The sequence below is a fragment of the Streptosporangium sp. NPDC003464 genome, assembly GCF_053588315.1.
Genome location: NZ_JBSFPS010000003.1, coordinates 29807 through 53451, shown reverse-complemented (window position 1 = coordinate 53451; position 23645 = coordinate 29807). Strand labels below are relative to the sequence as shown.

The following is a 23645-nucleotide window of genomic DNA, read 5'->3' as shown; positions in this document are numbered from 1 at the left end:
GCGGATGATCAGGCCATCCACCATGATCCTTCTCAGCGCCGATCGCTGTTGCTGGATTCCCCCAGGGCCCGGCGACCAGCTTCTTACGGCACCTCATACGGTCGGATCTACGCTCAGATTCGCTATATTCAGTAAATGCTAAATTTGTCCCTCGGTGTGGACGGCTGTGACCTTCGATACGCCGACAGTGGCGGTGACGGCGTTCCGGTGGTGTTCTCGCACGGCGCCGGGGCCGATCACGTGATGTTCGACGCCCAACGGGACCACTTGCGGGCACTCGGGTACCGGGTCGTCACCTGGGATCTGCGCGGCCACGGGCTCTCTCGACCGGCCAGTGCGCCGTTCACCGCCGAGCGGGCGACGGCGGACCTGCTCGCGCTCGTCGAGCACCTGCGGCTCGACCGGCCGGTGCTGGTGGGTCAGTCGCTGGGCGGCAACCTGAGCCAGGCGCTGGTCCGGCGACATCCCGAGCTGTGCCGGGCACTGGTGGTCGTCGGCTCGACCTGGAACACCGGGCCCCTGTCCGCCGGGGAGCGCCTGCTGCTGAAGGTGGCGGCGCCTTCCCTGTCGGTGATCCCGGCCGGGCGGCTCCCCGAGCTGATGGCCGGAGCCTCCGCGGTCACCCCGGCGGCCAGGGCCGATGCGCGCAGGGCGTTCTCCCAGCTCACAAAAGGGGAGTTCGTGGAGGTGTGGCGGGCGACCGTGGGCTTCCTCGACCCGGATCCGGGTTATCGCACTCCCGTGCCGCTCTGCCTGGTCCGCGGGGGCCGGGACCGTACCGGGAACATCGCCACGGCCATGCCGAGATGGGCCGCGGCCGAGGGGGTCGAAGAGATCGTCGTGCCCGGAGCCGGGCACATCGCCAACCAGGACGCGCCCGAGGCGGTCAACGCCGCAGTCGAGACCTTCCTCCACACAAGCCTCCAGACGAGGGGGACAGCGTGAACGCCGAGCGACGGGCCGCGTTCGTCACCTCGGTGGGTGATCTACTCGCCTCGTGGCACCTGCCGCACGCCACCGGCCGCGTCTACGGACTGCTGCTGATCACCGACCGGCCGGACACCCTCGATGCGATCGCCGCCGAGCTGGGGCTGAGCAAAGGGGCGGTGAGCACCGCGGTGCGGCAGCTCGACTCCTGGGGACTGGCCAGGGTGATCCCGCAGCCGGGCAGCCGCAGGCTGCTGGTGGAGGCGGCGGGCGGGTTGGAGACGCTGCTCGAGGCGGGCCACGCGCGCGCCAGAAAGCTGATCGCCGCCCTGCACGACGGCGAGACCCTGGTGGGCCCCGGTCCGGCCCGGGACCGCCTGCAGGACGTGATCGGCCTGTTCGAGGGGTACGTCGACGTGGGCGTGGAGCTGCTGCGCCAACGCCGCCGCTGAGACCGCCGCCCGGTCAGCCGTCGCCCCGTACCCACCGCTGAGCGGTCAGCTCGCTCCTGTCGTGACGTAGCTGACCGCATTCTTAGTGGCGACCGAGGTCCACGGGACGATGATGACCGCGCCACCGCGCTCGAACACCCGGGCGTTGTCCCCCTCGGTGCCGAACTCCTGCGGCAGCCCCGCAATCACCGTCGCCTTGCCGGTGCCCGCGTCGAGCCGCACCAGCCGGGGCGCGAGGTCCCGCCGGTCGCCCACCTCCAGGGCCAGCAGCCCCTTGTCGTCGGCGCGGATGTAGGTCAGCTTGGTGTTCTGGGTGCCCGACGACTCCCAGAGCTGCTTGCCGGTCTTGAGATCGAAGCTCACCGCCGTGTTACGCGAGCGCAGCTCGCCCGGCACGTTCTCGGGGAAGGTCGCCAGATACAACCGGTCACCGTGTACGGCGTAGCGGCGCTGTTCGGCCATGCCGTCGAAGAACGCGACCTTGTTCATGGCGAGCAGGTCCACATGGCCGGTCCTGATGTCGACCTTGCCGCCGTTGTCGTCGAACGCGGTGAACGTGCTCTGACCGCCCTTCTCCACGTGCACGATGACCGGGTCGGCCGACAGGACCTTGGGGCCCAGCCCGAGCTCGCCGAGCGGATACCGCTTGACCGGCCTGCCGCTCTCGGGGTCGAGTACTTCCACGCGGTTGCTCGTGCCGTTGAAGGCGCAGTCGAGGATGAGGACCACGCGGGTGGCCGCCGCGTTGACGTCATCGAGATGGCAGCCCTCAGGCGGCGCGGCGGTCCACTGCCGGGCGCCGTCGGACAGGCGGTAGCCGTACACGGTCTCATCCACCGCCACCACCGCCATGCCTGCCGCGTTCATCACCTTCGGCGCGGCGAGCATGTCGGACAGGGTGGACTTCTCGGCCGGGATCTTGACCTTCCAGGTGATCTGGCCCTTGGCCGTGTCCACGCCGGCCAGGTGGTCGCACAGGCGGGCGCTGCCGTACGCGACCGCGCCCTTGCCCGCCGCCAGCTCGGCGGTGGCCCCGCAGAGCTGCTCGCCCGGCGAGGGCACGCCCCAGGCGCGCTTGCCGGTCTTCAGATCGTAGGCGAGCAGACCGTCCCTCTGCGCGCGGACGACCGTGGTGTCGGTCAGCCAGGCGGCGAAGGCCAGGCCCGAGGTGAAGTCGGTGCTGTCTGCGTTGACCAGCGGCACCGACCACTGCTCCGCCGCCGCAGGGCCGACGCTCTGCCCGCCGTCCTGACCGGCTCCCGGGCCGGTGCCGGCGACGAACCACGCGGTGCCCGCACCCACGGCCAGCAGCACCACCAGGCCGAGCGCGACGAACAGCGCGGTGTGGCCCTTCTTGCGCTGCGGCGGCGGTGGCGGTGGCGGGGCGTCCCAGCCGCCCGGCTGCTGCGGGTGGGGCTGTTGGTAGGGGTACGGCGGGCCGCTCGGGTATCCCTGGGGGTGCGGCGCGGGTCCCGGTGGCCCGGGGGTCCACGGCCCTGGCCGGCCGTAGGCAGGGCCTCCCTGACCTGGCGGTCCGTAGACGGGCTGACCGGGGGAGGGCTGGCCGTACCCGGGGCCGTGAGCCGGTTGACCGAGGGGTGGCTGGCCGTTACCGGGGCCGTGAGCGGGCCCGCCCGACGGTGGCCGACCGTGACCGGGGGAGCCCTGGACGGGCTGTCCCCAGTTCGGGAGCCGGTCGGGAGCCGGCTGCCCGCCGTACGGGTTGCCGTTGTGCTGGTCGGTCATCTGCGTTCCCCCATCACGCCAGCTGCCGGCGCACGTATGCCGCCCACTGCCGCTCGAATTGCGCCTTGCTCACACCGAGCACCTCGAACAGCGCGGCCTCGCTCTTGTCGCCCTGCGCCCGGTAGGCCGCGGCCACGCCCTCGGCCAGCTTGCGCTCGCCGTACTTCTTGGCGATGAAGCGCATGGCGAGGTTGCCCATGAAGTAGTTGGCGTTGATCAGGTTCTCGTAGTCCCAGAAGACGTTATCGGGAAGCTTGCCCTCGAACGGTCTGGCCAGCCGCCCTGCCAGGTAGGCCCTGCCTTCGGGGAGGCGGCGGACCTGAGCGACGCTCTGGTGCCGGGTGGCGGCGTAGTCGGCGAAGCCCTCGACGATCCAGTTGGCCTTGCCGAACAGCGAGAACTGGGCGCTGTCGAGGGTCGCGACCAGTGAGTGGGCGATCTCGTGCTGGGCGACCTCCTGGATGCCCGCTCCGTCGTCGAAGAAGGTCGAGGTGGTGTCCAGCACGATACGGCTGCCGCCGATCCTGATGGTGTTGCCCGCTCCCCAGCTGGGCATCGGAATGGACACGCCCGCCTCGTGCGCCTTCTGCCTGCGGAACAGGTTGCCCAGCTGGGCCTGGCCCTCGGCCAGTGCGATCACGAACCCGGTGGACACCGCGGCGTCCGGTGGGCCGTTGCGCCGCCAGAAGGCCAGGTCCGCAGTGGTGGCCTTGGCGACGGCCGGCGCGATGCGCCTGGCGAGGGCGGCCTCCTGCGGCCTGGCCAGCACGATGCTGGAGCCGGCCTTCACCACGGCGACATCGGGCCAGATGTCCCACGGGCCGGGGTAGTACACGGTCTTGGAGCCCTCGCCGCTCGTGATCGACGGGGGCGCGCCGCCCACCTTGGTGACGACCAGGGGCGCGTCAGCCGAGGCCTTCTCGATGGTCCAGCGGTACCACTCCGATACCGGCTGGAGATCGATGCGGGTGAAGCGGTGCACGAATGCGACGTCCTGGGTGAACGTCACGCCGCGTCCGAAGCTGTCCTCCGTGCGACCCGTGCGGCGCAGCGTCTCATAGGACATCTGGGTCAGCGGCATCTTGCGCAGGTTGGCGAACAGTCTCGCCTGGTTGCGGACCAGGGCGGCGTTCTTCTGGTCGAAGATCGAGGTGAACGTCTTGGCGTCACCTGACGTCAGCGCCTCGCTGTGTGCCTTGAGCAGCGCGGAGATCTCCTCATCGGTGACCACGACCGTGTCGGGGTCGACCGGCCCCTGATCGGTCGGCCCTGGGGCTGCCGATCCGGTCGGACGTGGGTCGAGCGCCGAGGCGGAGCCCCGGTCCCGAAGGACCACCCCTACTCCCGCGCCCGCGGCGACGACCAGGGCGAGGGAGAGGATGCCCAGCGTCACCCACAGTCCGGTCCTGCGTCTGGGGGGCGGGGGTGGGGGCGGCGGTTGCTGCCATTGGCCCTGCTGCCATGGCGGCGGTGGCTGGGTCGGATACTGCGGGCGGAAACCGGGCCCCGTCGTCACTATTGCCCCGTTAGACCTGATAGTTCACGAAATGTGGCAATAGTACCAGTGGCCACAGATCGCCAAGCGATCATGCGGGGACCGATCGAAGCGGCGGTCCTCCCCGAACGTGCCCCCGCATCCGGGCACGTTGTGGGGTCAAGCGACGGCTGACCGGGCCGGTCCGAAGGCGTTGGCCGCTCTGCGCAAGGCCTTCGGGCCGGCTCCGAGAGCCTGCGGCCTGTGCCGGGAGATCCAAGGCCCTGGAGATGTCCACCGAGACCTTCCGCCGCCACCGCACAGGTTGCTCAGGGCCTGTCCTTGAAACGGGACCGGCGCTAGGACTGAGGGATCCCGGTGTATGCGGGGGCGAAGAACACCAGCGTCACCAGGTCCTCGGTGATGTCATGGAAGCGGTGTTCCTCGCGGGCCGGGACGAAGAGCGTGGTGCCGGGGCCGACCTCGACGGTCTGGCCGCCGGAGGTGAAGGAGCCGCGCCCGCTCGTCACAACGTAGATCTCGTCTTCGTTGTGCGGTGACTGCCCGTCTGTCGCGCCGGCCGGGATGGAATACGTCCCGAAGCTGAGGGCGGGCACCCGCAGGTGCTCCGCGTAGTCGGCGGACCCGTCCGCCGCGGGTACGAACCGTCCACTGTCGATGATCTCCATGGCCCTCGATCATTTCATGACGGAACATTCCGCACGCTCGCGGGTCAGGGAGCCGGGGCCTGGGGGGCGAACCATGGGCGCAGGCCCGCCGTCGGGGTGACCGCGTCGCGTTCCTGACAGCGGGCGGCTTCTCCCTGCTGGGCGCTCTCATCGCCGCCTGCGGCCTGCGCTCGCGCCGCCCCCGTACCCACCGCCTGAGTGGTGAAGGCCCTCCACTCGGGGCGGGCCGGTCGATCAGCCGGCCCGTAGGTATCGCGGCCGGGGACGACGTCGCATCGGGCAGGAGGTTTGATGCGACGTGCGGCTCATGAGTTCGGCCAGAGGATGAAGAGAGGGTAGGCACGCCGGCTGGGCCGGTCGCCGATCTCCTTGATCGCCGTACGGATTTCGTGCAGGTGCCCGGTGGTCATCTGCAGTGGGGGCTCGTCGGGCTGGTAGGTGGTGCGGATCGGGTAGTCCACGCCTGGCTGCCTGGTCATCTCGATGTGGCAGCCGAGCACGTGGGTGACCGGCCGACGGTCGGAGAAGTCGATCAGGCGGTCGATGCTCCGGGCGAAGGCCGACCAGTCCTGGATGTAGAGACGGCCCGGGTAGACCGTGTCGCCAGTGAGCAGGAACCCGGTCCACCGGTCGTAGAACGTGACCGCCGCCTCGTGGTGGCCCGGGGTGGCCAGGCACTCCAGCACACGGCCTCCCAGGTCGACCTGGGCCACGGCGTCGGGATCCTTGCTGAACCCGAAATACTCCCAGGCGGTGACCAGGTCCGCGCCGACCACCGTGGTATCGGGGCGGCCGGCGAACTGGTCGTCGCCCGCGACGTGGTCGCCGTGCGGGTGGGTGTGCAGCACCAGCAGGTGGTAATCCTCCCGGGGGTGGCGGGCGAGCCAGCCGGCGACGAGCTCGTCGACCACCCGGCGCAAGGGGAAGAACGTGGCGGATGCCGTGGCGCCGGTGTCGATCAACACCGCCCGCGCGTTTCCGAACAGCAGGAACAGGAACGGCGCCTCGTAGTTGATCGCCATGTTCTGCCGCAGGATGAACGTGTGCTCGTCGTAGGCGTGGACCTGGATGTCCGGATCGGTGTTGTGCTTGGCCGACGGTGAGCCGTGAATCCACCGGACGTCCAGCGCACAAGGCTCCGGAGTCACTCCGGTGAAATCGATCAGGGATATGCCCGAATCCATGACGCCTCCTTCGAGTGCGTCGTCTTTGCGGGCCGGGTACGGCGCACATCTCGTCCGGGGCAAGCGCTTACGGGCTTCCACGGCGACGCTACCACGGCAGTGATCAGCTGCTCTCCGCCGCCGTGGAACGTCCGGGGTGCCTGTCGCCGCGGCGGAGCAGCGTCGGACCGGCGGATCCTTGATGCCGGGGTGTTTGGTCGTATCCGGCCGGAGATTCCCGCCAGGGGAGGGGTGCAAGTCGGTGAGGTCCGTCGCGGGCGGCGGCGTGAATCCGGCCGAGTGACCGGATGGGCTTGCGCTGGTCGGCCGTGTGGTCCAGGCCGGCTCCTCGGGTGGCCGGGCTGAATCCCATCGCGTCAGGAGGGTGCGCCGGCGGTCGGCCGACTCGATCATGTCCAGGCTTCGGAGTCGTCGGTGAACAGCGCGCCGAACGCCTGGGCGTCACCCGGCGTCCAGGCCGCCAGGAAGTCGGCGAAGAGTTCTTCGATCTGAGTGTTGTCGCCGGTTCGCGTGCTGGGAGTGGTTGCGGTGAGGATGGTTGGGCGCATGGGGGTGCCTCCGCACATGATATCGTCGTTTCGAGTAATGAAATATACGACAATAGAAAGATTCGAATGCCGAAACATAATGTTTTCGGGGAGATCGCCCTGGAGCTGCGGCAGCTGCAGCAGAGCTTTGACGCTTTCGACGAGGCGGCCGCCGCCCGGCTCGGCCTCAACCGCACCGACCTGCGCTGTCTCGACGTGGTGCTGGCCGACGGCCCGGTGCCCGCGGGCCGGATCAGCCTCGCGCTGAAGCTCAGCCCGGCGGCCACCACCACGGTCATCGACCGGCTGGAGCGCGCGGGCATGGTGGTCCGTTCCACCGATCCGGGTAACCGCCGCCGCGTCCTGGTCGCCGCGACCGACGCCGCCCGCTCGGCCGATGCCGAGATCTTCGTCCCGGTCGGCCAGGCGGGTGCCCGGGCGCTGCAGGAGTACGGGCCGGACGAACTGGCCGTCATCCTCGACTTCCTGCGTACTGCCCGAAGAGTCCAAGAAGAGCAGGCCGCCCGCGTCAGGGCCCTGTCCTGAGCTGGGGCACGCAATGATGAGGGGTGGAGGAGGGCCGGTCTTTCCCCAGCGGACAGACCGCACATACAGCTGACCCGTCCGACCGTCTCGGCGGACACATGATCCGTCAGCGGTCAGAACCGAGGTCCGGCCGCTGACAGCGATCCCCCTGACGGTCGCTGATCGTCATTGACGGTTGTGCCCTGCCGGTCTTTGCCCGATCGGGATGGCTCTCGTGCAGGAGCGAGCGCAGTTCGGCGGTGTCGACGATGTGGGCCACTCTCGGGAAAATGCTGGTCATCAGGGTCTGGTGGGCTTGCGGGTCCGGGTCGGTGACGCCGTCGGAGAGGACGTAGAGCCGGTAGTCGCGGTCGGCGGCGTCAGTGACGGTGGACAGTACGGCGCCGCTGGTGGTGATGCCGGCGATGACCAGGGTGGTGATTCCGCGATCCCGCAGTTGCCGGTCCAGGTCTGTCGTCGACAGCGCGCCGTAGCGGGTCTTGCGGACGGTGATGTCGCCGGGCTCGGGAGCGAGCCGATGGTGGAAGTCTGTGGCGGGATCCGCGTGGTGCATGAGGCGCTGCCGGCCGAGGAAGGAGAAAGTCTTGTTGGCCGGCGGGATCGCCGCCCAGTCGGCTGCGGTGAATCCGACTCGCACGTAGGCGATGGCGGCGCCGTGCGCCCGCATGTCGGCGATGGCGCCGGCCACCCGTGACAGCAGCGCTTCCGGGTCGGCCAGGCCGGGGAGCGAGGCCAGGATTCCCTGCTGGTAATCCAGGACGAGCAGTGCGGCCGTCCGGGGGTCGAGCACCGGGGGCGTGACGGTCATTTCTCTCCTTGGGTGATGAGGGTGCCCTGACACGCGAGACCGCGCGCCGGGGCCGACTACACATTGGGTACGTGAGCCACGATCTGCCGCGCCGCGACCCCACCGGCCTCGGTGAAGGCCGTCGCGCTCATCTCCGAGCCCTACGCGGAGGGGCGGACCGCTCCGACAGGGGTGCGCGGCCCGATCGCGGTGACGGCCGTGACGGCCGTGGCGGCCCGTCAGGCGCGGCTCGGTGCCGGCTCCGGCTCGGCGAGGGGTGTCGCGGCGCGCCGGGGGAGCAGCAGCGGGGTCGCCAGCAGGAGCACGCCGGCCAGGCCGATGGCCGTGCGCGGGCCGAGCAGGCTGCCCAGCACGCCCCATGCGGCCGTCAGGAGCGCGGTCGAGACCTTGGTCGTCACCGACCAGGCGGACAGCGTGCGGACGACCCGCTCGGTCGCGGTGCGCTCGAGGCGGTAGGTGGCGTAGACGGGGTTGAAGACCCCGCAGCAGAAGATCAGCCCGAGCTCGACGCCCATCACCAGCAGCAGCCCTCCGGTCCCCGGCCCCAGGAAGGCCAGCCCGATGGGCCAGATCGCGCGCAGCACCCCGGCCGCGACCAGGACCCGGTGCTGCCCGAACCGGGCGACGAGCGGTCGGGCCAGCCGCGAACCGAGCAGCCCGCCGACCGCGGGCGCGGCGAAGGCGAGGCCGTACTGCCACGGTGCGAACCCGAGTTGGCCGAGCATCAGGACGGCCAGCAGCGCGTCGGTGGCCATCACCAGGCCGTTGAACAAGGCGGTGTTGAAGAACAGCGGACGCAGCGTCGCGTCGGCGAGGATGTAGCGCCAACCGTCGAGCAGGTCCCCGGCCCGCATGCGCGCGGCCTCCCGGCGCTCGGGCCGCGGCTCCTGACCGCCCGCCGCGCGGATGCCCAGGGCCGAGAGCAGGTAGCTGACCGCGTCGGCCACCACCGTCGCCACCGGACCGAGGAACCCGATCGCGGCACCGCCCAGCGGTGGTCCGATGATCGTGGTCGTCCAGGTCGTGGACTCGAACCGGGCGTTGGCGACGAGCAGGTCCTCGGCCGGCAGCAGCGTCTTCAGGTACGCGCCGGAGGTGGCGCGGAAGGTGATGTCGGCCGCCGCGACGACGGCCGAGACCAACAGGAGCTGGACGAAGGAGAGCACGCCGAGCGCGAACGCGGCGGGGATCGTCAGCAGCGCCGCGGACCGCACCAGGTCCGTCCCGATCAGCACCGGCCGCTTGCGGCGGAACTCCACCCAGGGGCCGAGCGGCACCGCCACGGCCGCGCCCACCAAAGCCCCCACGGAGGACAACGCCGCGACCTCCGCCGGCCCGGCATGCAGCACCTGGACCGCGATCAGCGGGAACGCGCCGAAGGCGATCCACGTACCGAGCGCGCTGGTCCCGTACGCTGCCCAGAGCCACCCGAACTGCCGCCCCAACCGATTCCCGCTCCGCATGCCCGACGCTCCTCGCCACTCATCCGCACAACCGATCCGCGATCGCATGCATCAAAGCGCGCGCCGTATCAGGGGATCAAACAACCGTGAGGCCGCCCATCCACAACCAACGGTTGTACCCATAGGGTGGCCGCATGGACCTCGACACCGTCCGGACCTTCGTCGCCGCCGCCGACGCGGGGCAATTCCAGGAGGCCGCCGCCGAGCTGGCGGTCACCCAGCAGGCCGTCTCCAAGCGCATCGCCGCGTTGGAGCGCGACCTCGGAGTACGGCTGTTCACCCGCACTCCGCGCGGCGCCGAGCTCACCATCGACGGGCAGGCGTTCCTGCCCCACGCCCGGGAACTGCTCCGGGTCGCCGAGCGCGCGGTCGCGTCCGTCCGCACCGGCAGCCGTCCGCTGCGCGTCGACATGATCGCCTCGCGCGGCGCGGCGTCGGGCCTGATGCGCGGCTTCCACCGCGCGCACCCCGAGATCGAGCTCGACGTGGTGATGCTGTTCGACATCGAGACGGCCGTCGCCGCCATTCGGTCCGGCGTGATCGACGCGTCCTTCCGCGCCGTCGCCGTGCCCGGCCGGCCCCTTCCCGAGGACATCGAGGCCGTCCGGGTGCTCGACGAGCCGCTCCAGCTCCTCACCGGCCCCGCCCACGCGCTGGCGGGCGCCCGGTCGGTGCCCCTGACCCAGCTCGCCGGGCACCGGATCTGGATGCCCGGCATCGTCCCCGGCACCGAGTGGGCCGCCTACTACGACGACCTCGTCGCCGAGTTCGGCCTCACCATCGAGGCGACCGGCCCCAACTTCGGCTCCGACGCGCTCCTCGACACCGTCGCCGACACTCCGGCCCTGGCCACCTTCATGGGGGAGCAGACCCGCCTCGTCTGGCCCGCCGACCACGGCCTGCGCCGCATCCCGGTGACCGACCCCACGCCCGTCTACCCGCACTCACTCCTGTGGCACCGCGACAACCCGCACCCCGCGCTGGCCACCCTCCGCGCCCACCTCGCCGCCACAGTGGCCGGCCACGACGCCGCCGGGACCTGGGCGCCGGACTGGGCGATCCCGCGGAAGGCTACTGACTCTCAGGACGAGACTCCGTAGCGGGTGGCGAGCGCGGTGGCGCGGTTGCGCAGGGAGGTGCGCAGCCACTGCGGGGCCAGGGCTTCCGCGTCCGTGCTGAGCTGCCACAGCGCCCATTCGGCGTGTCTCGGATCTTGGAAGGTCACCTCCAGCCGCAGCCGGCCGTCTGCGTCGGCTTCTTCGGCGCGGACGGCCAGCGCGGTGCCCAGCAGCTCCTCCCGCCGCTCCGGGTTCATCAGTACCAGCACGGTGACTTGGTCGCCGCCGGTCCGAAACCGCGTGCTGCGTTCCTGCCAGGCCCGGTCCAGATCGACCCGTTCCGGTCGCTGTGCGGGTTCGGGGAGCTCCTTGGCGGCCAAGATCCGGGACAGCCGGTAGGTGCGGTCCGCGCCGGACCTCGTGGCCAGCAAGTAGCCCCGGTCGCGTATGGTGACCAGGCCGATCGGGTCCACCGTGCGCCACTTCGGGGTCTGGTCCACAGCCGCGTAGTGGATCTGCAGCTTGTGTCCGGCGAACACCGCGCGCAGGACCTCGGCCGCTATGGCGTCAGGCACCTCCTCGGCGACCAGCCGGCGCGAGAGGAGGTCGACCTCCGGGTCGATGAGCAATCGCTCGGCCGCGCCGGCCGCGGTGTCCCGATAGCTTTCGGGTAGCGCGTCAACCACCTTGAGCATCGCCGAAGCGAGCGCCGAGCCGAGGCCGAATGCCTGCGCGCCGCGCCGCGATCCGGCGACCAGCAGGGCAAGGGCCTCGTCGGGGTTCAGTCCGGTGAGCTCGGTCCGGAAACCGGGCAACAACGCGAAACCGCCGTGCCGGCCGCGTTCGGCGTAGACCGGGACACCGGCTGCGGACAGCGCCTCGATGTCGCGCAGCACGGTGCGGGTGGACACCTCCAGCTCGCGGGCCAGCGCGGTCGCGGACAGCCGACCGTGCTGCCGCAGCAGCAGCACCAGTGAGACCAGCCGGTCGGCGCGCATACGAAAACCTTAGAGGAATACACGACACAGGATGTCGTGATTTGCTGGGAGGTTTGTCAACGCGACGTCAGAGATGGTGGCTACCGAGCCGATGGACGTACGTACTCCCGATGAATCGAATGGAGCTGATGTGGCAATGGAGCGGACAGCGGTCAACCCGTGGGCGTGGTCGGTGGAGATGGGGTACAACCAGGGGGAGATCGTCTCCGGGCACACCCGGACCCTGTACTGCTCCGGGCAGACCGCGATGAGCGGCGACGGCAAGCCCCGGCATGCCGATGACATGGCGGTGCAGTTGGCGCTGAGCCTCGACAACCTGGAGGCCGTGCTCGGCGAGGCCGGCATGTCCCTGGCGAACCTCGTCCGGCTCAACGTCTACACCACCGACGTCGATCGGCTCTTCGAGCACTACGGCGTGCTGGCGTCGCGGTTGGGCGCCGCCGGGGTGGCACCGTCCACCACGATGCTCGGGGTGACACGGCTGGCGATCCCCGACCTGATGGTCGAGCTCGAGGGGACCGCCGTCGCCTGATGCGACCTCGCCGCCTCCGGCAGGGCTGCCGGAGGCGGCACGGTCAGTAGGCGGGTGGGTGATTTCCGATGCTCTGGATGGCGACAGTCGGCGTCCATGACTAATGACGGACCCGACCTATATGGTCCCGGCATGAACTCCGTTTCCGCGAACATTTCGGGTCCGTGGCTGGAAAAGCTGACCGGCGCCTTTGAGATCCTGCTCGGCCGTCCACTGGCGAGTTTCGACGCCGACGCCGTCTATGCGACGTTCTTCGGCGGCAACCTCATCAACGAGCTCGGCTTCGCGCGGGACACCGCCTGGGTGAACCCGGCCGCCCTCCGCGGCGCCGAGCCGGTCGTCTGGGACTGCCCGGTCTTCGACCTGGACGAGCCGCTGCTGGAGTTCGACGCGAGCCGGTCGGTCTTCGAGTTCGACAAGGCCGGGCTGCCGCCGGAGTTCGAGGCGGATCTCGCGGCGGCGTGCTTCGCGGGCCGGCTCGTCCTGGGCGGCGACCTGGCTCCCCTGCTGGCGCGGTACGACCTCGCCGCGCCCGGTCTGCGCGACACCTGGACTGTCTGCTACCCGCGGCTGGTCTCGGACGGCACGCTCTTCGACGCGATGCGGGTCGCCACCGCGCTCGGCACGGGCCCCGAAAGCCTCCTCCCCCTCGAGGCGGAGGCGGCCGAGGAGTGGCAGGAGGCGCTGGCCGGCCTCACGCCGCCCGAGCTGTTCGCCCACCTGAGCTTCTTCTGCACCGAAGGTGAGGAGGGGCTGATGTACCTGCGGACCGAGCGGTCGGGCGGCGACCTGCTCGCCGACGAGGGCTGCACGCTGGTCGCCAACTGGGAGGAGGGCCAGGGCCAGGTCGAGTTCGCGGTCGTCCAGGTCGGCGAGCTCCTGGCAGGGCCGCGCCCGTCCTGAGCGGAGGGCCTGTCGGGTGGGGCCGGCCCCTGACACCACGGCCTCGGCGGACATCATCGCGGCGACCACCGCCGACCGGGAGCTCGGCGACGCCGCCCGCGCCCGCGTCGCCGGTGGTCCGGCCGACAACACCAGCCGCGCCTGCGCCCGCCACCGGGAGACCTTCACCGCCTGGTGCGCCCCCCATCACCACACGCCGCTGCCCGCCACCGCCGATGGCCTGAAGGCCACCATCCGCCGGTCCAAGACCGACCAAGCTCGCGCCGAGTTCTGTCCGTCTCGGTGGTGGGCCGGCCGAGGAGAGCTGTCCACATTGTCTGGACCCGACTCCGTCTCGGTCGCCGAGATGACGCTCGCCGTACTGCCGTTCATCTGACAGGGCGGGAGACATGGGCCATGAGGGGGTGGCAGGCCAGGCCGGCGGCGAGGAGCAGTGTGGCGAGCAGGAGCCAGCCGGGAAGGCCCAGGGCCAGGGGGAGGGCGCTCATGACCGCTGGTGACACCCCTTCGGCCAGCCCATGACCCAGGCCGAAGACTCCCGCGTACTGACCCTGCGCGTGAATCGGCGCGAGACCGAAGGAGTACTCGGCTGAGGCAGCGCTGTGCCAGATCTCTCCCAATGTGTAGGCGATCACTCCTGCCGCCAGGAGGAGAACACCGGACCAGGGCGGAATTCCCTCGGCCAGCGCCATCAGGAGCATGCCCACCCAGAGGGCCGTGCCCGCCCAGCGCATCGCGCGTCCTGCAGACGGCACGTCGGCGACGTTCCGGCTGATGCGGACCTGGAGGACGACCACCAGAATCGTGTTGAGGACGAGTACCGCGGAGATCGTCCATCGGGGAGCGGCGGTGTGATCCACGATCCACAGCGGGAGCAGGAACGTGGGGACTGCGAAGTGCAGGGACATCACCGCGTTGATCACGGTCGCGGCCAGATAGGTGCGGTCACGCAGAGCCGCCCAGCCGCGGTCGGCGCTGCCGGAGCCTTCGAGGGTGAAGGGCGGAAGCCACAGGAGGATCAGCCCGGAGATCAGGTAGGTCAGCGATCGGCAGATCATGACGGTCAGGAAGGCCGCCCTGGTGTCCAACTGGATGGCGAAGCCCGCCGCCACCGCGCCGAGCGCTATCGCGAGATTGCCCACAGACCGCAGATAACCGCGGAAGACGGCCGGTGTAGGCCCGCCGAAACCGCGCACGAGCGGGGCCAGCGTCGACCAGCTCCCCGCGATCACGGCACCGGACAGCATGGAGACCAGAAGGTAGGTCCAGAACGTGTCGACCAGCAGCAGACCGGTGTTCACCACCGTTCCGCAGACCGCCACCCCGATCTGGACGCGCTTCGGCCCCCACCGGTCCGCCAGGTGTCCGACATACACACCCGCGACCAGCCCTGTCATCGCCGCCGCGAACAGTCCGCCGGCCACCTGCGGCGCGGGAAGGCCGACGACCCGGGTGAAGAAGAGCGCGCCGGCCGCGATGAACAGTCCCGAGCCGAAGCTGTGCACGAAGGACGTCATCGCGACCACCCGCTGGCCCCTGTCGGCCGGGAACAGGACGGCCGTCACCGCCACAGAGTGTCCCTGAAGTCGGCGGTCGGCCGCCATTCCCGCTGGAAGTCCCGCCTGCCTCTGGTCGGCAGCTCCTCGGGAAGCACCCAGAGGCGCTCGTCGAACCAACGTCTGACGTCCTCGAAGCGTTCGGTGAGCTGCTCGACCGAGTCCGCCACGACCATGAACTGCCCGACCCTTTGACTGGTGTTGGCCGGACCGGCCGCGAAGTGCGTGCCGACCGGGTGCTCGATCCGGACGAACTCGACGTACGGCAGAGCGAGGAGGTCGGCCGGCGTGGGGCAGTCGAGCAACGTCCCCGGACGCCCGGGCAGGTAGGTGCCCCCGAAGACCTCCGGCCTGACTTTGGCCTCGATCTCGGGACGGCGTCCGAGGGCGATCTGGACGGCGCACTCGGCGATGTTCACCCCGAACTTCGCCTGGATCTGCTCGTGGATCAGCGCGCCCCCGCGACGGGCGCCGCATTCGCCGAACGTCAGCACTCCGGACGATCGGTCGTGGAAGAGCTCCATGTGGAATGACCCGTCTTGAAGCCCGAGCGCTCCGAGCGCGGATTCCACGAAGCCCTGTGCCTTCTCGTATACCCAGCTCTCCCCGACCGGGTCGAAGTGGCGCAGCCAGAGGGGCTTCCCGCTCTGGATGGCGGTCAGGCACGGGTCCCCGTAGGCGCCCACGGCGCAGAACAGCAGTTCCCCGCCGTGGACGATCCCGTCCACGAACCACTCGTCGCCGGCGACGTACTCCTCCAGCACGAAGGTGCGCTGGCTGATCTTCTTCCGCCCGTACTCCTCACTCCGGGCTCGGAGATCATCGACGTTCTCGACCACCGAGGTGAGGGCGGTCGCGGCACCGGCCACCGGCTTGAGCACGGCGGGTTCGAAGGGCAGCTCCTCGAGGCCGGAGACGGAGAGGACATCCTCCACGACCACACACCGTGCTGCGGGCAGACCGGCGTCGCGCACCGCGGCCTTCTGCAGGCTTTTGTCGCGGAAGCGCACCGCCGCCTCCGGATCGAGGCACGGCAGACCGAGATGGCGGGCCAGGATGCTCGCCGAGACCATGGAGTACTCGTCGGAGGTGTGTAGAGCGTCGAAGTCGTCGGCGCCCAGCCCGGCCCGGCGCAGCGCCATCAGCACGGCTTCGACGTTGCTCTGATCGTCGACCCTGAGCACGGAGAGCTCGGAGGGGATGGTTACGAGCCCGTCGTCCCAGCTGGCCGCGCCGCAGACGACGACGGCGGCCACGCCCAGGCGGACACAGGCGTCGAGGGTATACCGATCCAGTCCCACGATCAGCAGGCGGGGATGGCGCTCAGTCATGGTTGTTCCTCCTGAAATGCGTGCTTCCCCAGGCCTCCAGGGCGGCCCGGTCCAACTTTCCGTTCGGCGTCAGGGGCAGAGCGTCGACGGCCACCGCATGCGTCGGCACCAGAAACTCGGGGAGCACCTCGGCCAGGGCCGAGCGCACTCCGAGCGGGTCAGCGGAGTCGGTCACGCCCTTCGAGCCGGACGTGTAGGCCAGCGCCATGGACTGGTAGCTGCCGTCCGCTCCGCGGATCGGCACCGCGGCGCAGTTGAGAACGCCCGGCACCGAGCGGGCGGCATGCTCCACCTCGGCGGGTTCGACCCGGAAGCCGCGGAGCTTCACCTGGCGGTCCCTGCGGCCGAGGTAGCGCAGGTTGCCGTCGCCGTCCACGCGTCCCTGGTCGCCGGTGCGGTACACCCGCGTCGGCGCACCTTCGATCGACACGGTGCGGAACCGCTCCGCGGTCAGTCCGTCCTGTCCCAGGTAACCCACGGCCAGGCCGTCACCGGCCACGCAGATCTCGCCCTCCTTCCCGGAGGGGCACACCTCGTCGCCGGCCATCACGAAGATCCGTGTGCCCGGCGCCGCCGTACCCAGAGGAACGCCGCCGGAGGCGTCGCAGTCCCGCGCGGAGACCTGGTGGGAAGAGACGAACATGCAACATTCGACGGGGCCGTAGCAGTTCACCAGCGGAATCCCCGGATGGGCCCGGATGAACCTGGCGGCGTGGGCGCCGGACATCGCCTCACCGCTGACGAGGACCGTCCGCAGGCCGGCGAAGCAGCTGTGGTCCACATCGACGAACAGGTTGAACAGAGCGGTCGGCAGGTGCACCGTGTTCGCGCCGCGCTCGGTGACGGCGGCGCGCAGGGTCTCCGGGAGGAAGATCCGGTCGTCCGGGACGAGACAGGTTCCTCCCGCGACCAGAGTTCCCCAGACCTCCAGGGCGTACATGTCCCATGCCGCGTTCGACACCTGCGGCATGACGTGGCCGGGGCCGAAAGAGGCCGGGCTGTCTCCGCGGAACAGGCGCAGCGCCGCCCGGTGCGGCAGAACCACCGCTTTGGGCACCCCGGTGGTCCCTGAGGTGAAGATGACCATCGCGGGTGTGGCGCCGTCGGCGTCCCGCTGTGGCGGGGCTGCCGCACGGCCCGCGGATTCCCGCGGTGACTCCTGGGGCGGGGTCCAGACGGGGAACCCGTGTGCCTGCGAGTCCGCAACGGCCAGAGGCGACGGCAGGCGCCCGACGAGCGACTCCAGCCGCTCGGCGGGCCATCCCGGATCGAGCACCGAGTAGGCCGCCCCGCACTTCAGCAGTGCGAGCTGGACGACGACCAGACGCGCGGATCGGGGAAGGATGACGGGGACCGTGCTCCCGGGGCCGACGCCCAGGTCGGTGAGGAGCGACGCGAAGAAGTCAGCCGCCCGGTCGAGGGTGCGGTAGCTGACGGTCACTCCCCGCTCGACCAGCGCCGGATGGTCCGGCCGCTCCCTTGCCCGGCGGGCCACCGCCGCGTGGAGGGTGCTGTCCACCTATGCCTCCTCGGGTGGCAGGACGGCGAAGGGACAACGCAGCAGGGAGATCGCGAGATCCTGAACGCCGAAGACCGTGAAGTGGTGCTCCTGCGGCGGCGCCGACGGGTCGAGACGTATGTCGAACAGGACGCTCCGGCGCTCCCGTCGGCCGAGCCGTACACCGTGCAACGCCGGGGATATCTGGGCACGGAGGCTCCAGGGGACGATCACGCCCACCTGCACCGGCCCCGGCCGGGCCGGCTCGACCGTGGCCTCGATGCGCAACGTCGCCCCGGCGAAGACGGCCGGGGCGGCGTCCGCGTCGAGCCGTACCCCGCCGTCCATCGTGTATCCGACCGGGCCGCAGCTCAGGCAGACGTGCGCGGTGGTGTCGGGGACACACACGCTGAACCCGCGACGCCGGTACTGCCACGCCGTCCGCCCGCACAGGACGCACGGCGTGGTCGTCGCGCCCGACAGGGAGACCGAGCTCCGGTCGCCGAAGAAGCGGGGGAACTCGGCGAGCCCGTCGTCGGGACGTTCCGCCATGCGTACGGCCATCGCCTCGTCAAGCGACCGGGCGTCGTCCCGGAGCGAGCGCAGGAACGCGGACCTTTCCGCGACCAGGCCCATGATCGGCCGGACGGCCGTTGTCCCGGCCTTCTCCGCCACCCTCTCGAACCCTTCCCGCAGGGGATGTGCGGCGGGCAGCATGCCGGTCATGAGGAAGCCGCGGGCCCGGGAGCCGAGGTCCCTGACGAGTCCCGCGGGTTCCTCCTCAACTACCGGAGCCGGTGGCGTCGGGTCCCCGTAGGCCGAACTCGGTAGCCCTACCTGGATGAACGTGGGGTAAGGATGCATGGTCGTGAGACTCGCGTTCAGCAGCCGAGCCGTACTCCCGCCCCGGTCCGCGGAGTCCAGCCAGATGAGGTTCTCCACCCGGGCCGACTGGTGCATGGACAGTGCGGCCACCACCGTCTGGGCAGGACCGTCGACGGCGTTCAGGAGCAGCTGGTAGCGCGGGCTGTAGGAGGCGAGATCCGCCAGGGCACCACTGTCGCAGCCGCTGAGCACGAGCTCCGCCGCGCGGACCCGATGTGCGGGGAGCAGCTTGTCCTCGGGCTTGTAACAGCCGCGTCCGTAGGCGCACGTGGGACCGGGCCGCTCGGGACCGGCGACCGGGCTCCGGCCGCATACCGTGTGCGCGCCCAGGTTGATGCTGTCCTCGGTGCCGTGACCGCTGACCATGACGCGTTTCCAGACGCGCTCCGCCACGACGCGGGTGAGATCCACGCCGTCCACGGTCCGCGAGTCGTAGTAGGTCGCCGAGGTGGACACCGGCTCCGTGTCCAGGTCGGTGAACAGCCCGGTCTCGCCCCCGGCGGCCACCTCCCCGTACTGCTTGGCGATCATCCACGTGAGCGAGTGCAGGTCGCGGCCCGTCAACAGGAAGACGTCCCGGTCACGGCGATAGGCGTCCACCAGGACCGGCCCGAGAACCTCCATCCGCAGATCCTCGTAGCGGCCGAGGACCACCAGCGAACCGTCGCCCGCGGACGGCTCGCCGTCCGTCCACTGCCGGGCCAGCGGACGGGCGAACGAGCGGACCGCCTCCGGAACGTCCCCCAGGACGACTCCCGCCACGTGTCTGGGGGGCTGCCGCAGTGCGGGGTAGAGCCCCGCAGCGAGGTCGAGCGCCGTCCCGAGGTCGGAGCGTTCGCCGATCCACACCGGAACAGCCGTCTCGCGGCGGCCCTCCGACCAGGCCGCCTGGAACTCGGCGACCGCGCGTTCGAAGTCGGCAGCGCTTGCCACGGCGCGGAACGCGCTCTGGAGCCCCGTCATCTCGTCGCTCCGATGTTCATGATCGCCGATGCGAGGGCCTCGACCGTGCGGTGCTCGAAGATCGCACGTAGGGACAGATCGCAGCCGAGGTCGTCCACAAGCCGCGCGGCGGCTCGCACCGCCCCCAGCGAATGGCCGCCAAGGTCGAAGAAGTCCTGGCCGGGCTCGATCCGGTCGAGGTGGAGGACGTCCCTCCAAACCTCGGTGATGTGCCCGCACAGCTCCGGATACGACAGCTGGTCCTTGCCGGTCATGCTCACCTTGGTAGGAAGGTGAAGTCCTCGTTGACTTCACGGGAGAGGACGAAGAACTTCTTGGCGCGTTCGGCGATGTCGATCAGCTCCGCGTCGCCGGACTGCCGGGTGATGTCGATGAGCCAGTCCCACGAGGCCCCGATCGGCACCTCCTCCGTGAGATGGATCCGGCCCAGCAGGAAGGCGATGTCCTTGATGTTGTGCCGGGACACGACGGTGCTCAGGGCGCGCAGCCGTTCGGGCAGGTCCGGAGCGGCCGGCTTGCGCTCCACCAGGGTGGGCCGGAGGCTGGGGTCGTAGAACTCGGGCCGGGCGAAGATGTCCGCCGGCTGGAAACCCGGACCGGCCGCGAAGTCGAGGCAGAGCGACCAGCGGCTGCGCGAGGACATGTTCATGGCCGCGTGGACCTGGGCCGCGTCCAGGAACCACACCTCGCCCGCGCGCATGTGGAAGACCATGTCCTCGTCGGAGTTGACCGAGTGCTCGTTGTCCTCCAGAAGAATGATCACCCGGAAGAACTGCTCCACCTCGCCGGCCTCGATGAAGTCCCGGTGCGGGATGATGGAGAACTCGACGACGTTGCGCCCGCGCACCATCGTCAGCCGGTCCGGGTCGAACCAGGTGGTCAGGACCTCGTGAAGGTGGGGAACCTCGTCGAGGAGCGGGGTGGGGCGTCCGGGGCGCTGCTCGTGGCCGTACCAGAAGCCGTCGGCGTGGTCGCCGGAGGCGTTCCACAGGTTGATGTTCAGCCAGGTGCCCGTGGTGAAGACCCGGTACGGCTCCTGCGGGATCGGCATGGACGCGAGCCTGGCGATGTCCTTGGCGATGCGCTCGTCGTCGAACGGGATCCGGCCAAGAATCGTGGAGGCCATGGGGAGGCGTGTCCTTCCTGACGGAGGGGTGGTCAGAGCTCGAAGCCTGCGGGGAAGGGGTCGTCGGGGGACAGGAAGTACTGCGCGGTGCCGGTGATCCAGGCCCGTCCGGTGACGGTCGGCACGACGGCCCTGCGATCGGCGACGGTCGTCTCCTCGACGAGGCGGCCGACGAACTGCGACCCGATGAAGGACTCGTTGACGAAGTCGGCGCCGATTTCCAGCTCGCCGCGGGCGTGCAGCTGCGCCATCCTCGCGCTGGTGCCGGTGCCGCACGGCGACCGGTCGAACCAGCCGGGATAGATGGACATGGCGTGGCGCGAGTACGACGCGTCGGATCCCGGCGCGGCGAAGTACACATGCCGGACGCCTCGGATCCGCGAGTCCTCGGGGTGGACCGGCTCGGCCGTGGCGTTGATCGCCTGCATGGTGGCCAGGCCTGCGGCAGTGATCTCGTTCTTGGCCTTCCTGTCGAACGGCAGCCCGTAGTCGTCGAGCTGCACGATCGCGTAGAAGTTGCCGCCGTACGCGAGGTCGTAGCGGACGGAGCCGAAGCCGGGGACCTCGAGCTCGGCGTCCAGCCGCTCGCAGAACGCCGGGACGTTCCGGAGGGTGACGCTCCGCGCGACCCCGTCGGAGACCGCCACGTCGACGACGACCAGGCCTGCCGGAGTCTCCAGGCGCACGGTGGTGACGGGTTCGGTCACGGTGACCATGCCCGTCTCCACCAGGACGGTCGCGACCCCGATCGTGCCGTGCCCGCACATCGGCAGATAACCGGACACCTCGATGAACAGCACACCCCAGTCCGCGTCGGGCCGGGTCGGCGGCTGGAGGATGGCTCCGCTCATCGACGCGTGCCCCCGCGGCTCGGTCACGAGCAGGGTTCTGATGTGGTCGAGGTTCTCGCGGAAGTAGATGCGGCGTTCCGCCATCGTCGCTCCGGGGATCACCCCGACGCCGCCGGTGATCACCCGGGTGGGCATGCCTTCGGTGTGGGAGTCGACCGCGTGGAAGATTCGCTTGGTGCGCACGTTATCCCTCTGGGTTCTGGTCGAGGTCGTCTTCGGACAGGTGAATCGTTCCGGCCATGTACTGCCTGGCCGCGCCGGACAGGGCGACCCGGTCTCCGTCCAGGCCGCAGTCAAGGCTGATCGTGTGGGTCCGGCCCAGCCGTGGCGAGAACTGCTGGGCACGCATCCGGGACTTCCCCAGCCGCCGCGCCCAGTACGGAACGAGCGCGCAGTGTGCCGACCCGGTGATCGGGTCTTCGGGGATCGACAGCTTCGGCCCGAAGAAGCGCGAGCAGAAGTCGGCCTCGGCTCCCGGCGCGGTGATGACCACGCCACGCAGGTCGAGCGCGGAGAGAGCGACCTGGTCCGGCACGACTGACCGGACCTGGTCCTCGGTGTCGTAGACCGCGACATAGTCCATGGACCTGTAGACCGCTGACGGTGCCGGTGCTCCCAGTCCTCGCAGGAGGCTCTCCGGCGGTTCGACCGGGGAGAGATCGAGGGCGGGGAATGCCAGGCCGAACTTGTCCCCGTGCCTGGCGACCACGAGCGGTCCGCTGGCCGAGTGGAACGTCACCTCGTCCCGGTCCGGCCTGAGATGTGTCAGCACGACGTACGCCGCGCCCAGTGTGGCGTGCCCGCACAGGTCGACCTCGGCGGCCGGGGTGAACCAGCGCAGATCGTAGGCGTCCCCGTTCCTGACGATGAAGGCCGTCTCCGGGAGGTTGTTCTCCAGGGCGATGGCCTGCATGACGGCCTCGGGCAGCCATCCTTCGAGCGGGCAGACCGCTGCCGGATTCCCCCAGAGGATCCGATCGGTGAACGCGTCCACCTGGAAGATCGGGATACTGATCATGTTCACACGCCCAGCTTCCGCTTGGCCTCGGCGAAAAAGGGGATGTGACGGTAGTCCCTCGCCTCCTCGTCGTAGTCCGTGTACTGGTTGGTGAATCGCAGCAGCCGTTCCCTGACCTGTTCCACGGGCTCGCTGTGGATGTGCCGTTCGATCGCCTGGATCTCGCCGAGAAACTCGGCCAGTACGGCAGGCAGACCCGGGCGGAGGTGGATCAGGCCGTTGTGCAGCCGGATCCCGTCCGCGGCGACGAGGTAGTTGAAAAGCAGCTGAGAGGCGACCGCGTCGTAGTTGGGCCTGGGTATTCCCTCCACCGCATAGCGGAGCAGCCGCTCGGACAGCACGTACTCATAGGTGAGCCGCGCGCCGCGCTCGGGCAGGGCGGAGTCGTTGAGGCAGGCGAGCATCGCCGACACGTCCACCCGCAGCTCCTCGAGGCCCGCCAGTGGCTTGGACTTCTTCACCGGAAGGAAGCCGGGAATCGGCATGTCTCCCTGCCTGTGGTGGTATTCGTGCAACCGCACCCACCACGCCGAGGCCTGTTCGATGTCGCCCGGCTTCGCGGCTTCGACCAGTGGGAACGATCCCTCCGCCATGACGTTGGTCACGAGAAGCCGGGTCAGGCGCAGATGCCGTTCGACGAACTTGTCGATGAAGTAGAAGATCAGGTCGCCGCTCTCCTGGCGGCCGTCGATGTGGTTTTCCGGGAAGAGCGCCACCACCGGCCGAGCCTCGAAGCCCTTCGACATCCGTTCGATCGTCACCGGCATCGTCGGGCTGGGATATTTGGTGTCCAGGTGATCGTCGGTCGGGAGTAGCCGGTAAGTCAGGAAATCGAGGGGCAGCGTCGGGAAATAAGGCGCGTCGAACAGCGAGAAGATGGAATTGTCCGTCCGGTTGTTGATATGCGCCTTGGTCTGGAGCAGCCGGGGGTCCTGGGCGAAGGCCATGGCGTCGTCGGCGAAAGCCTGGACGATTTTCACGTGCCGGAGCGCGGGCGAGGTGATCAGCTCATTGGACAGATGCTTGAGAAATGCTCCGTTCCGAACTTTGTTACGTTGGACTGAACCCCGTAATGCGTTGACTGAGTCAATGACGTCGTTCACTGGCTTC

At 69.8% G+C, this 23645-nt stretch carries 24 protein-coding genes and 1 riboswitch; of the genes, 7 read left to right on the top strand and 17 right to left on the bottom strand.

The features are described from left to right. Positions 1-135 precede the first annotated feature (135 nt). Together ACWDS7_RS01215 and ACWDS7_RS01210 are read left to right on the top strand one after the other, a co-directional pair. Positions 136-945, top strand: a complete 810-nt coding sequence (locus tag ACWDS7_RS01215; protein WP_451927573.1) for an alpha/beta fold hydrolase — start codon at positions 136-138, stop codon at positions 943-945. Next, entirely contained in the window at positions 942-1379 is a 438-nt protein-coding gene (locus ACWDS7_RS01210; RefSeq protein ID WP_306873005.1) for a GbsR/MarR family transcriptional regulator, read from the top strand. The genes ACWDS7_RS01215 and ACWDS7_RS01210 overlap by 4 nt, the downstream gene beginning before the upstream one ends. A gap of 45 nt (positions 1380-1424) precedes the next feature. On the opposite strand, the gene ACWDS7_RS01205 is transcribed toward ACWDS7_RS01210, so the two are convergent. From ACWDS7_RS01205 to ACWDS7_RS01185, 5 genes are all read right to left on the bottom strand, one after another. Beyond that, positions 1425-3125, bottom strand: a complete 1701-nt coding sequence (locus ACWDS7_RS01205) for an outer membrane protein assembly factor BamB family protein (RefSeq protein ID WP_451927572.1) — start codon at positions 3123-3125, stop codon at positions 1425-1427. A 13-nt stretch (positions 3126-3138) separates the two neighbouring features. Beyond that, positions 3139-4518, bottom strand: coding sequence for a hypothetical protein (locus ACWDS7_RS01200; RefSeq protein WP_451927571.1), 1380 nt, complete (start codon positions 4516-4518; stop codon positions 3139-3141). A 440-nt stretch (positions 4519-4958) separates the two neighbouring features. Continuing rightward, the gene (locus tag ACWDS7_RS01195) at positions 4959-5288 is read right to left on the bottom strand and encodes a cupin domain-containing protein (RefSeq protein WP_306872996.1); all 330 of its coding nucleotides are present in this window, start codon (positions 5286-5288) and stop codon (positions 4959-4961) included. Positions 5289-5593: 305 nt separating this feature from the next. Then, complete coding sequence (locus ACWDS7_RS01190) at positions 5594-6472, bottom strand: MBL fold metallo-hydrolase (RefSeq protein ID WP_451927570.1); 879 nt, start codon at positions 6470-6472, stop codon at positions 5594-5596. Between the two features lie 13 nt (positions 6473-6485). After that, positions 6486-6553: riboswitch (guanidine-III (ykkC-III) riboswitch) on the bottom strand. A 308-nt stretch (positions 6554-6861) separates the two neighbouring features. Beyond that, on the bottom strand, positions 6862-7020 hold the full coding sequence (locus tag ACWDS7_RS01185) for a hypothetical protein (RefSeq protein ID WP_451927569.1): 159 nt from the start codon (positions 7018-7020) through the stop codon (positions 6862-6864). Between the two features lie 66 nt (positions 7021-7086). On the opposite strand from ACWDS7_RS01185, the gene ACWDS7_RS01180 reads away from it, so the two are divergent. Beyond that, positions 7087-7545, top strand: coding sequence for a MarR family winged helix-turn-helix transcriptional regulator (locus ACWDS7_RS01180; protein ID WP_451927568.1), 459 nt, complete (start codon positions 7087-7089; stop codon positions 7543-7545). Positions 7546-7651: 106 nt separating this feature from the next. Here the strand turns inward: ACWDS7_RS01180 and ACWDS7_RS01175 are convergent, their stop codons facing one another. Both ACWDS7_RS01175 and ACWDS7_RS01170 read right to left on the bottom strand, forming a co-directional pair. Further along, on the bottom strand, positions 7652-8353 hold the full coding sequence (locus tag ACWDS7_RS01175; protein ID WP_451927567.1) for a cysteine hydrolase family protein: 702 nt from the start codon (positions 8351-8353) through the stop codon (positions 7652-7654). Between the two features lie 218 nt (positions 8354-8571). Next, on the bottom strand, positions 8572-9816 hold the full coding sequence (locus tag ACWDS7_RS01170) for an MFS transporter (RefSeq protein WP_451927566.1): 1245 nt from the start codon (positions 9814-9816) through the stop codon (positions 8572-8574). A gap of 134 nt (positions 9817-9950) precedes the next feature. On the opposite strand from ACWDS7_RS01170, the gene ACWDS7_RS01165 reads away from it, so the two are divergent. Further along, the gene (locus ACWDS7_RS01165; protein ID WP_451927565.1) at positions 9951-10916 is read left to right on the top strand and encodes a LysR family transcriptional regulator; all 966 of its coding nucleotides are present in this window, start codon (positions 9951-9953) and stop codon (positions 10914-10916) included. Here ACWDS7_RS01165 and ACWDS7_RS01160 read toward each other — a convergent pair. Then, complete coding sequence (locus tag ACWDS7_RS01160; protein WP_451927564.1) at positions 10898-11872, bottom strand: helix-turn-helix transcriptional regulator; 975 nt, start codon at positions 11870-11872, stop codon at positions 10898-10900. The two genes, ACWDS7_RS01165 and ACWDS7_RS01160, sit on opposite strands and share 19 nt — an antisense overlap. A gap of 136 nt (positions 11873-12008) precedes the next feature. Between ACWDS7_RS01160 and ACWDS7_RS01155 the strand changes: the two genes are divergently transcribed. The 3 genes from ACWDS7_RS01155 (at position 12009) to ACWDS7_RS01145 (ending at position 13683) form a co-directional block, all read left to right on the top strand. After that, positions 12009-12404, top strand: coding sequence for a RidA family protein (locus tag ACWDS7_RS01155; RefSeq protein WP_451927563.1), 396 nt, complete (start codon positions 12009-12011; stop codon positions 12402-12404). Between the two features lie 132 nt (positions 12405-12536). Then, positions 12537-13307, top strand: a complete 771-nt coding sequence (locus tag ACWDS7_RS01150) for a hypothetical protein (RefSeq protein WP_451927562.1) — start codon at positions 12537-12539, stop codon at positions 13305-13307. A 16-nt stretch (positions 13308-13323) separates the two neighbouring features. After that, the gene (locus ACWDS7_RS01145; protein WP_451927561.1) at positions 13324-13683 is read left to right on the top strand and encodes a hypothetical protein; all 360 of its coding nucleotides are present in this window, start codon (positions 13324-13326) and stop codon (positions 13681-13683) included. Here ACWDS7_RS01145 and ACWDS7_RS01140 read toward each other — a convergent pair. Genes ACWDS7_RS01140 through ACWDS7_RS01100 form a run of 9 tightly spaced genes read right to left on the bottom strand, consistent with a single transcriptional unit; the run spans position 13676 to position 23638 of the window. Next, entirely contained in the window at positions 13676-14872 is a 1197-nt protein-coding gene (locus ACWDS7_RS01140) for an MFS transporter (protein WP_451927560.1), read from the bottom strand. The genes ACWDS7_RS01145 and ACWDS7_RS01140 overlap by 8 nt on opposite strands. Beyond that, complete coding sequence (locus ACWDS7_RS01135; protein WP_451927559.1) at positions 14869-16194, bottom strand: hypothetical protein; 1326 nt, start codon at positions 16192-16194, stop codon at positions 14869-14871. Before ACWDS7_RS01135 ends, ACWDS7_RS01140 begins: the two co-directional genes overlap by 4 nt. Further along, positions 16187-17713: an amino acid adenylation domain-containing protein gene (locus ACWDS7_RS01130; protein ID WP_451927558.1), complete on the bottom strand. Its 1527-nt coding sequence runs from the start codon at positions 17711-17713 to the stop codon at positions 16187-16189. Before ACWDS7_RS01130 ends, ACWDS7_RS01135 begins: the two co-directional genes overlap by 8 nt. Then, entirely contained in the window at positions 17714-19540 is a 1827-nt protein-coding gene (locus tag ACWDS7_RS01125; RefSeq protein WP_451927557.1) for a hypothetical protein, read from the bottom strand. It lies immediately after the preceding gene. Next, positions 19537-19794 carry a phosphopantetheine-binding protein gene (locus tag ACWDS7_RS01120; RefSeq protein ID WP_451927556.1) on the bottom strand — a complete coding sequence of 86 codons (258 nt, stop codon included), beginning with the start codon at positions 19792-19794 and terminating at the stop codon, positions 19537-19539. The genes ACWDS7_RS01125 and ACWDS7_RS01120 overlap by 4 nt, the downstream gene beginning before the upstream one ends. A gap of 2 nt (positions 19795-19796) precedes the next feature. Then, complete coding sequence (locus tag ACWDS7_RS01115) at positions 19797-20666, bottom strand: aspartyl/asparaginyl beta-hydroxylase domain-containing protein (protein ID WP_451927555.1); 870 nt, start codon at positions 20664-20666, stop codon at positions 19797-19799. A gap of 32 nt (positions 20667-20698) precedes the next feature. Further along, on the bottom strand, positions 20699-21700 hold the full coding sequence (locus tag ACWDS7_RS01110) for a proline racemase family protein (RefSeq protein WP_451927554.1): 1002 nt from the start codon (positions 21698-21700) through the stop codon (positions 20699-20701). A gap of 1 nt (position 21701) precedes the next feature. Beyond that, a complete protein-coding gene (locus tag ACWDS7_RS01105) occupies positions 21702-22535 on the bottom strand; it encodes a PhzF family phenazine biosynthesis protein (RefSeq protein WP_451927616.1) in 834 nt (277 codons plus the stop codon). 2 nt (positions 22536-22537) lie between these two features. Further along, on the bottom strand, positions 22538-23638 hold the full coding sequence (locus ACWDS7_RS01100) for a DUF6421 family protein (RefSeq protein WP_451927553.1): 1101 nt from the start codon (positions 23636-23638) through the stop codon (positions 22538-22540). Positions 23639-23645 lie beyond the last annotated feature (7 nt).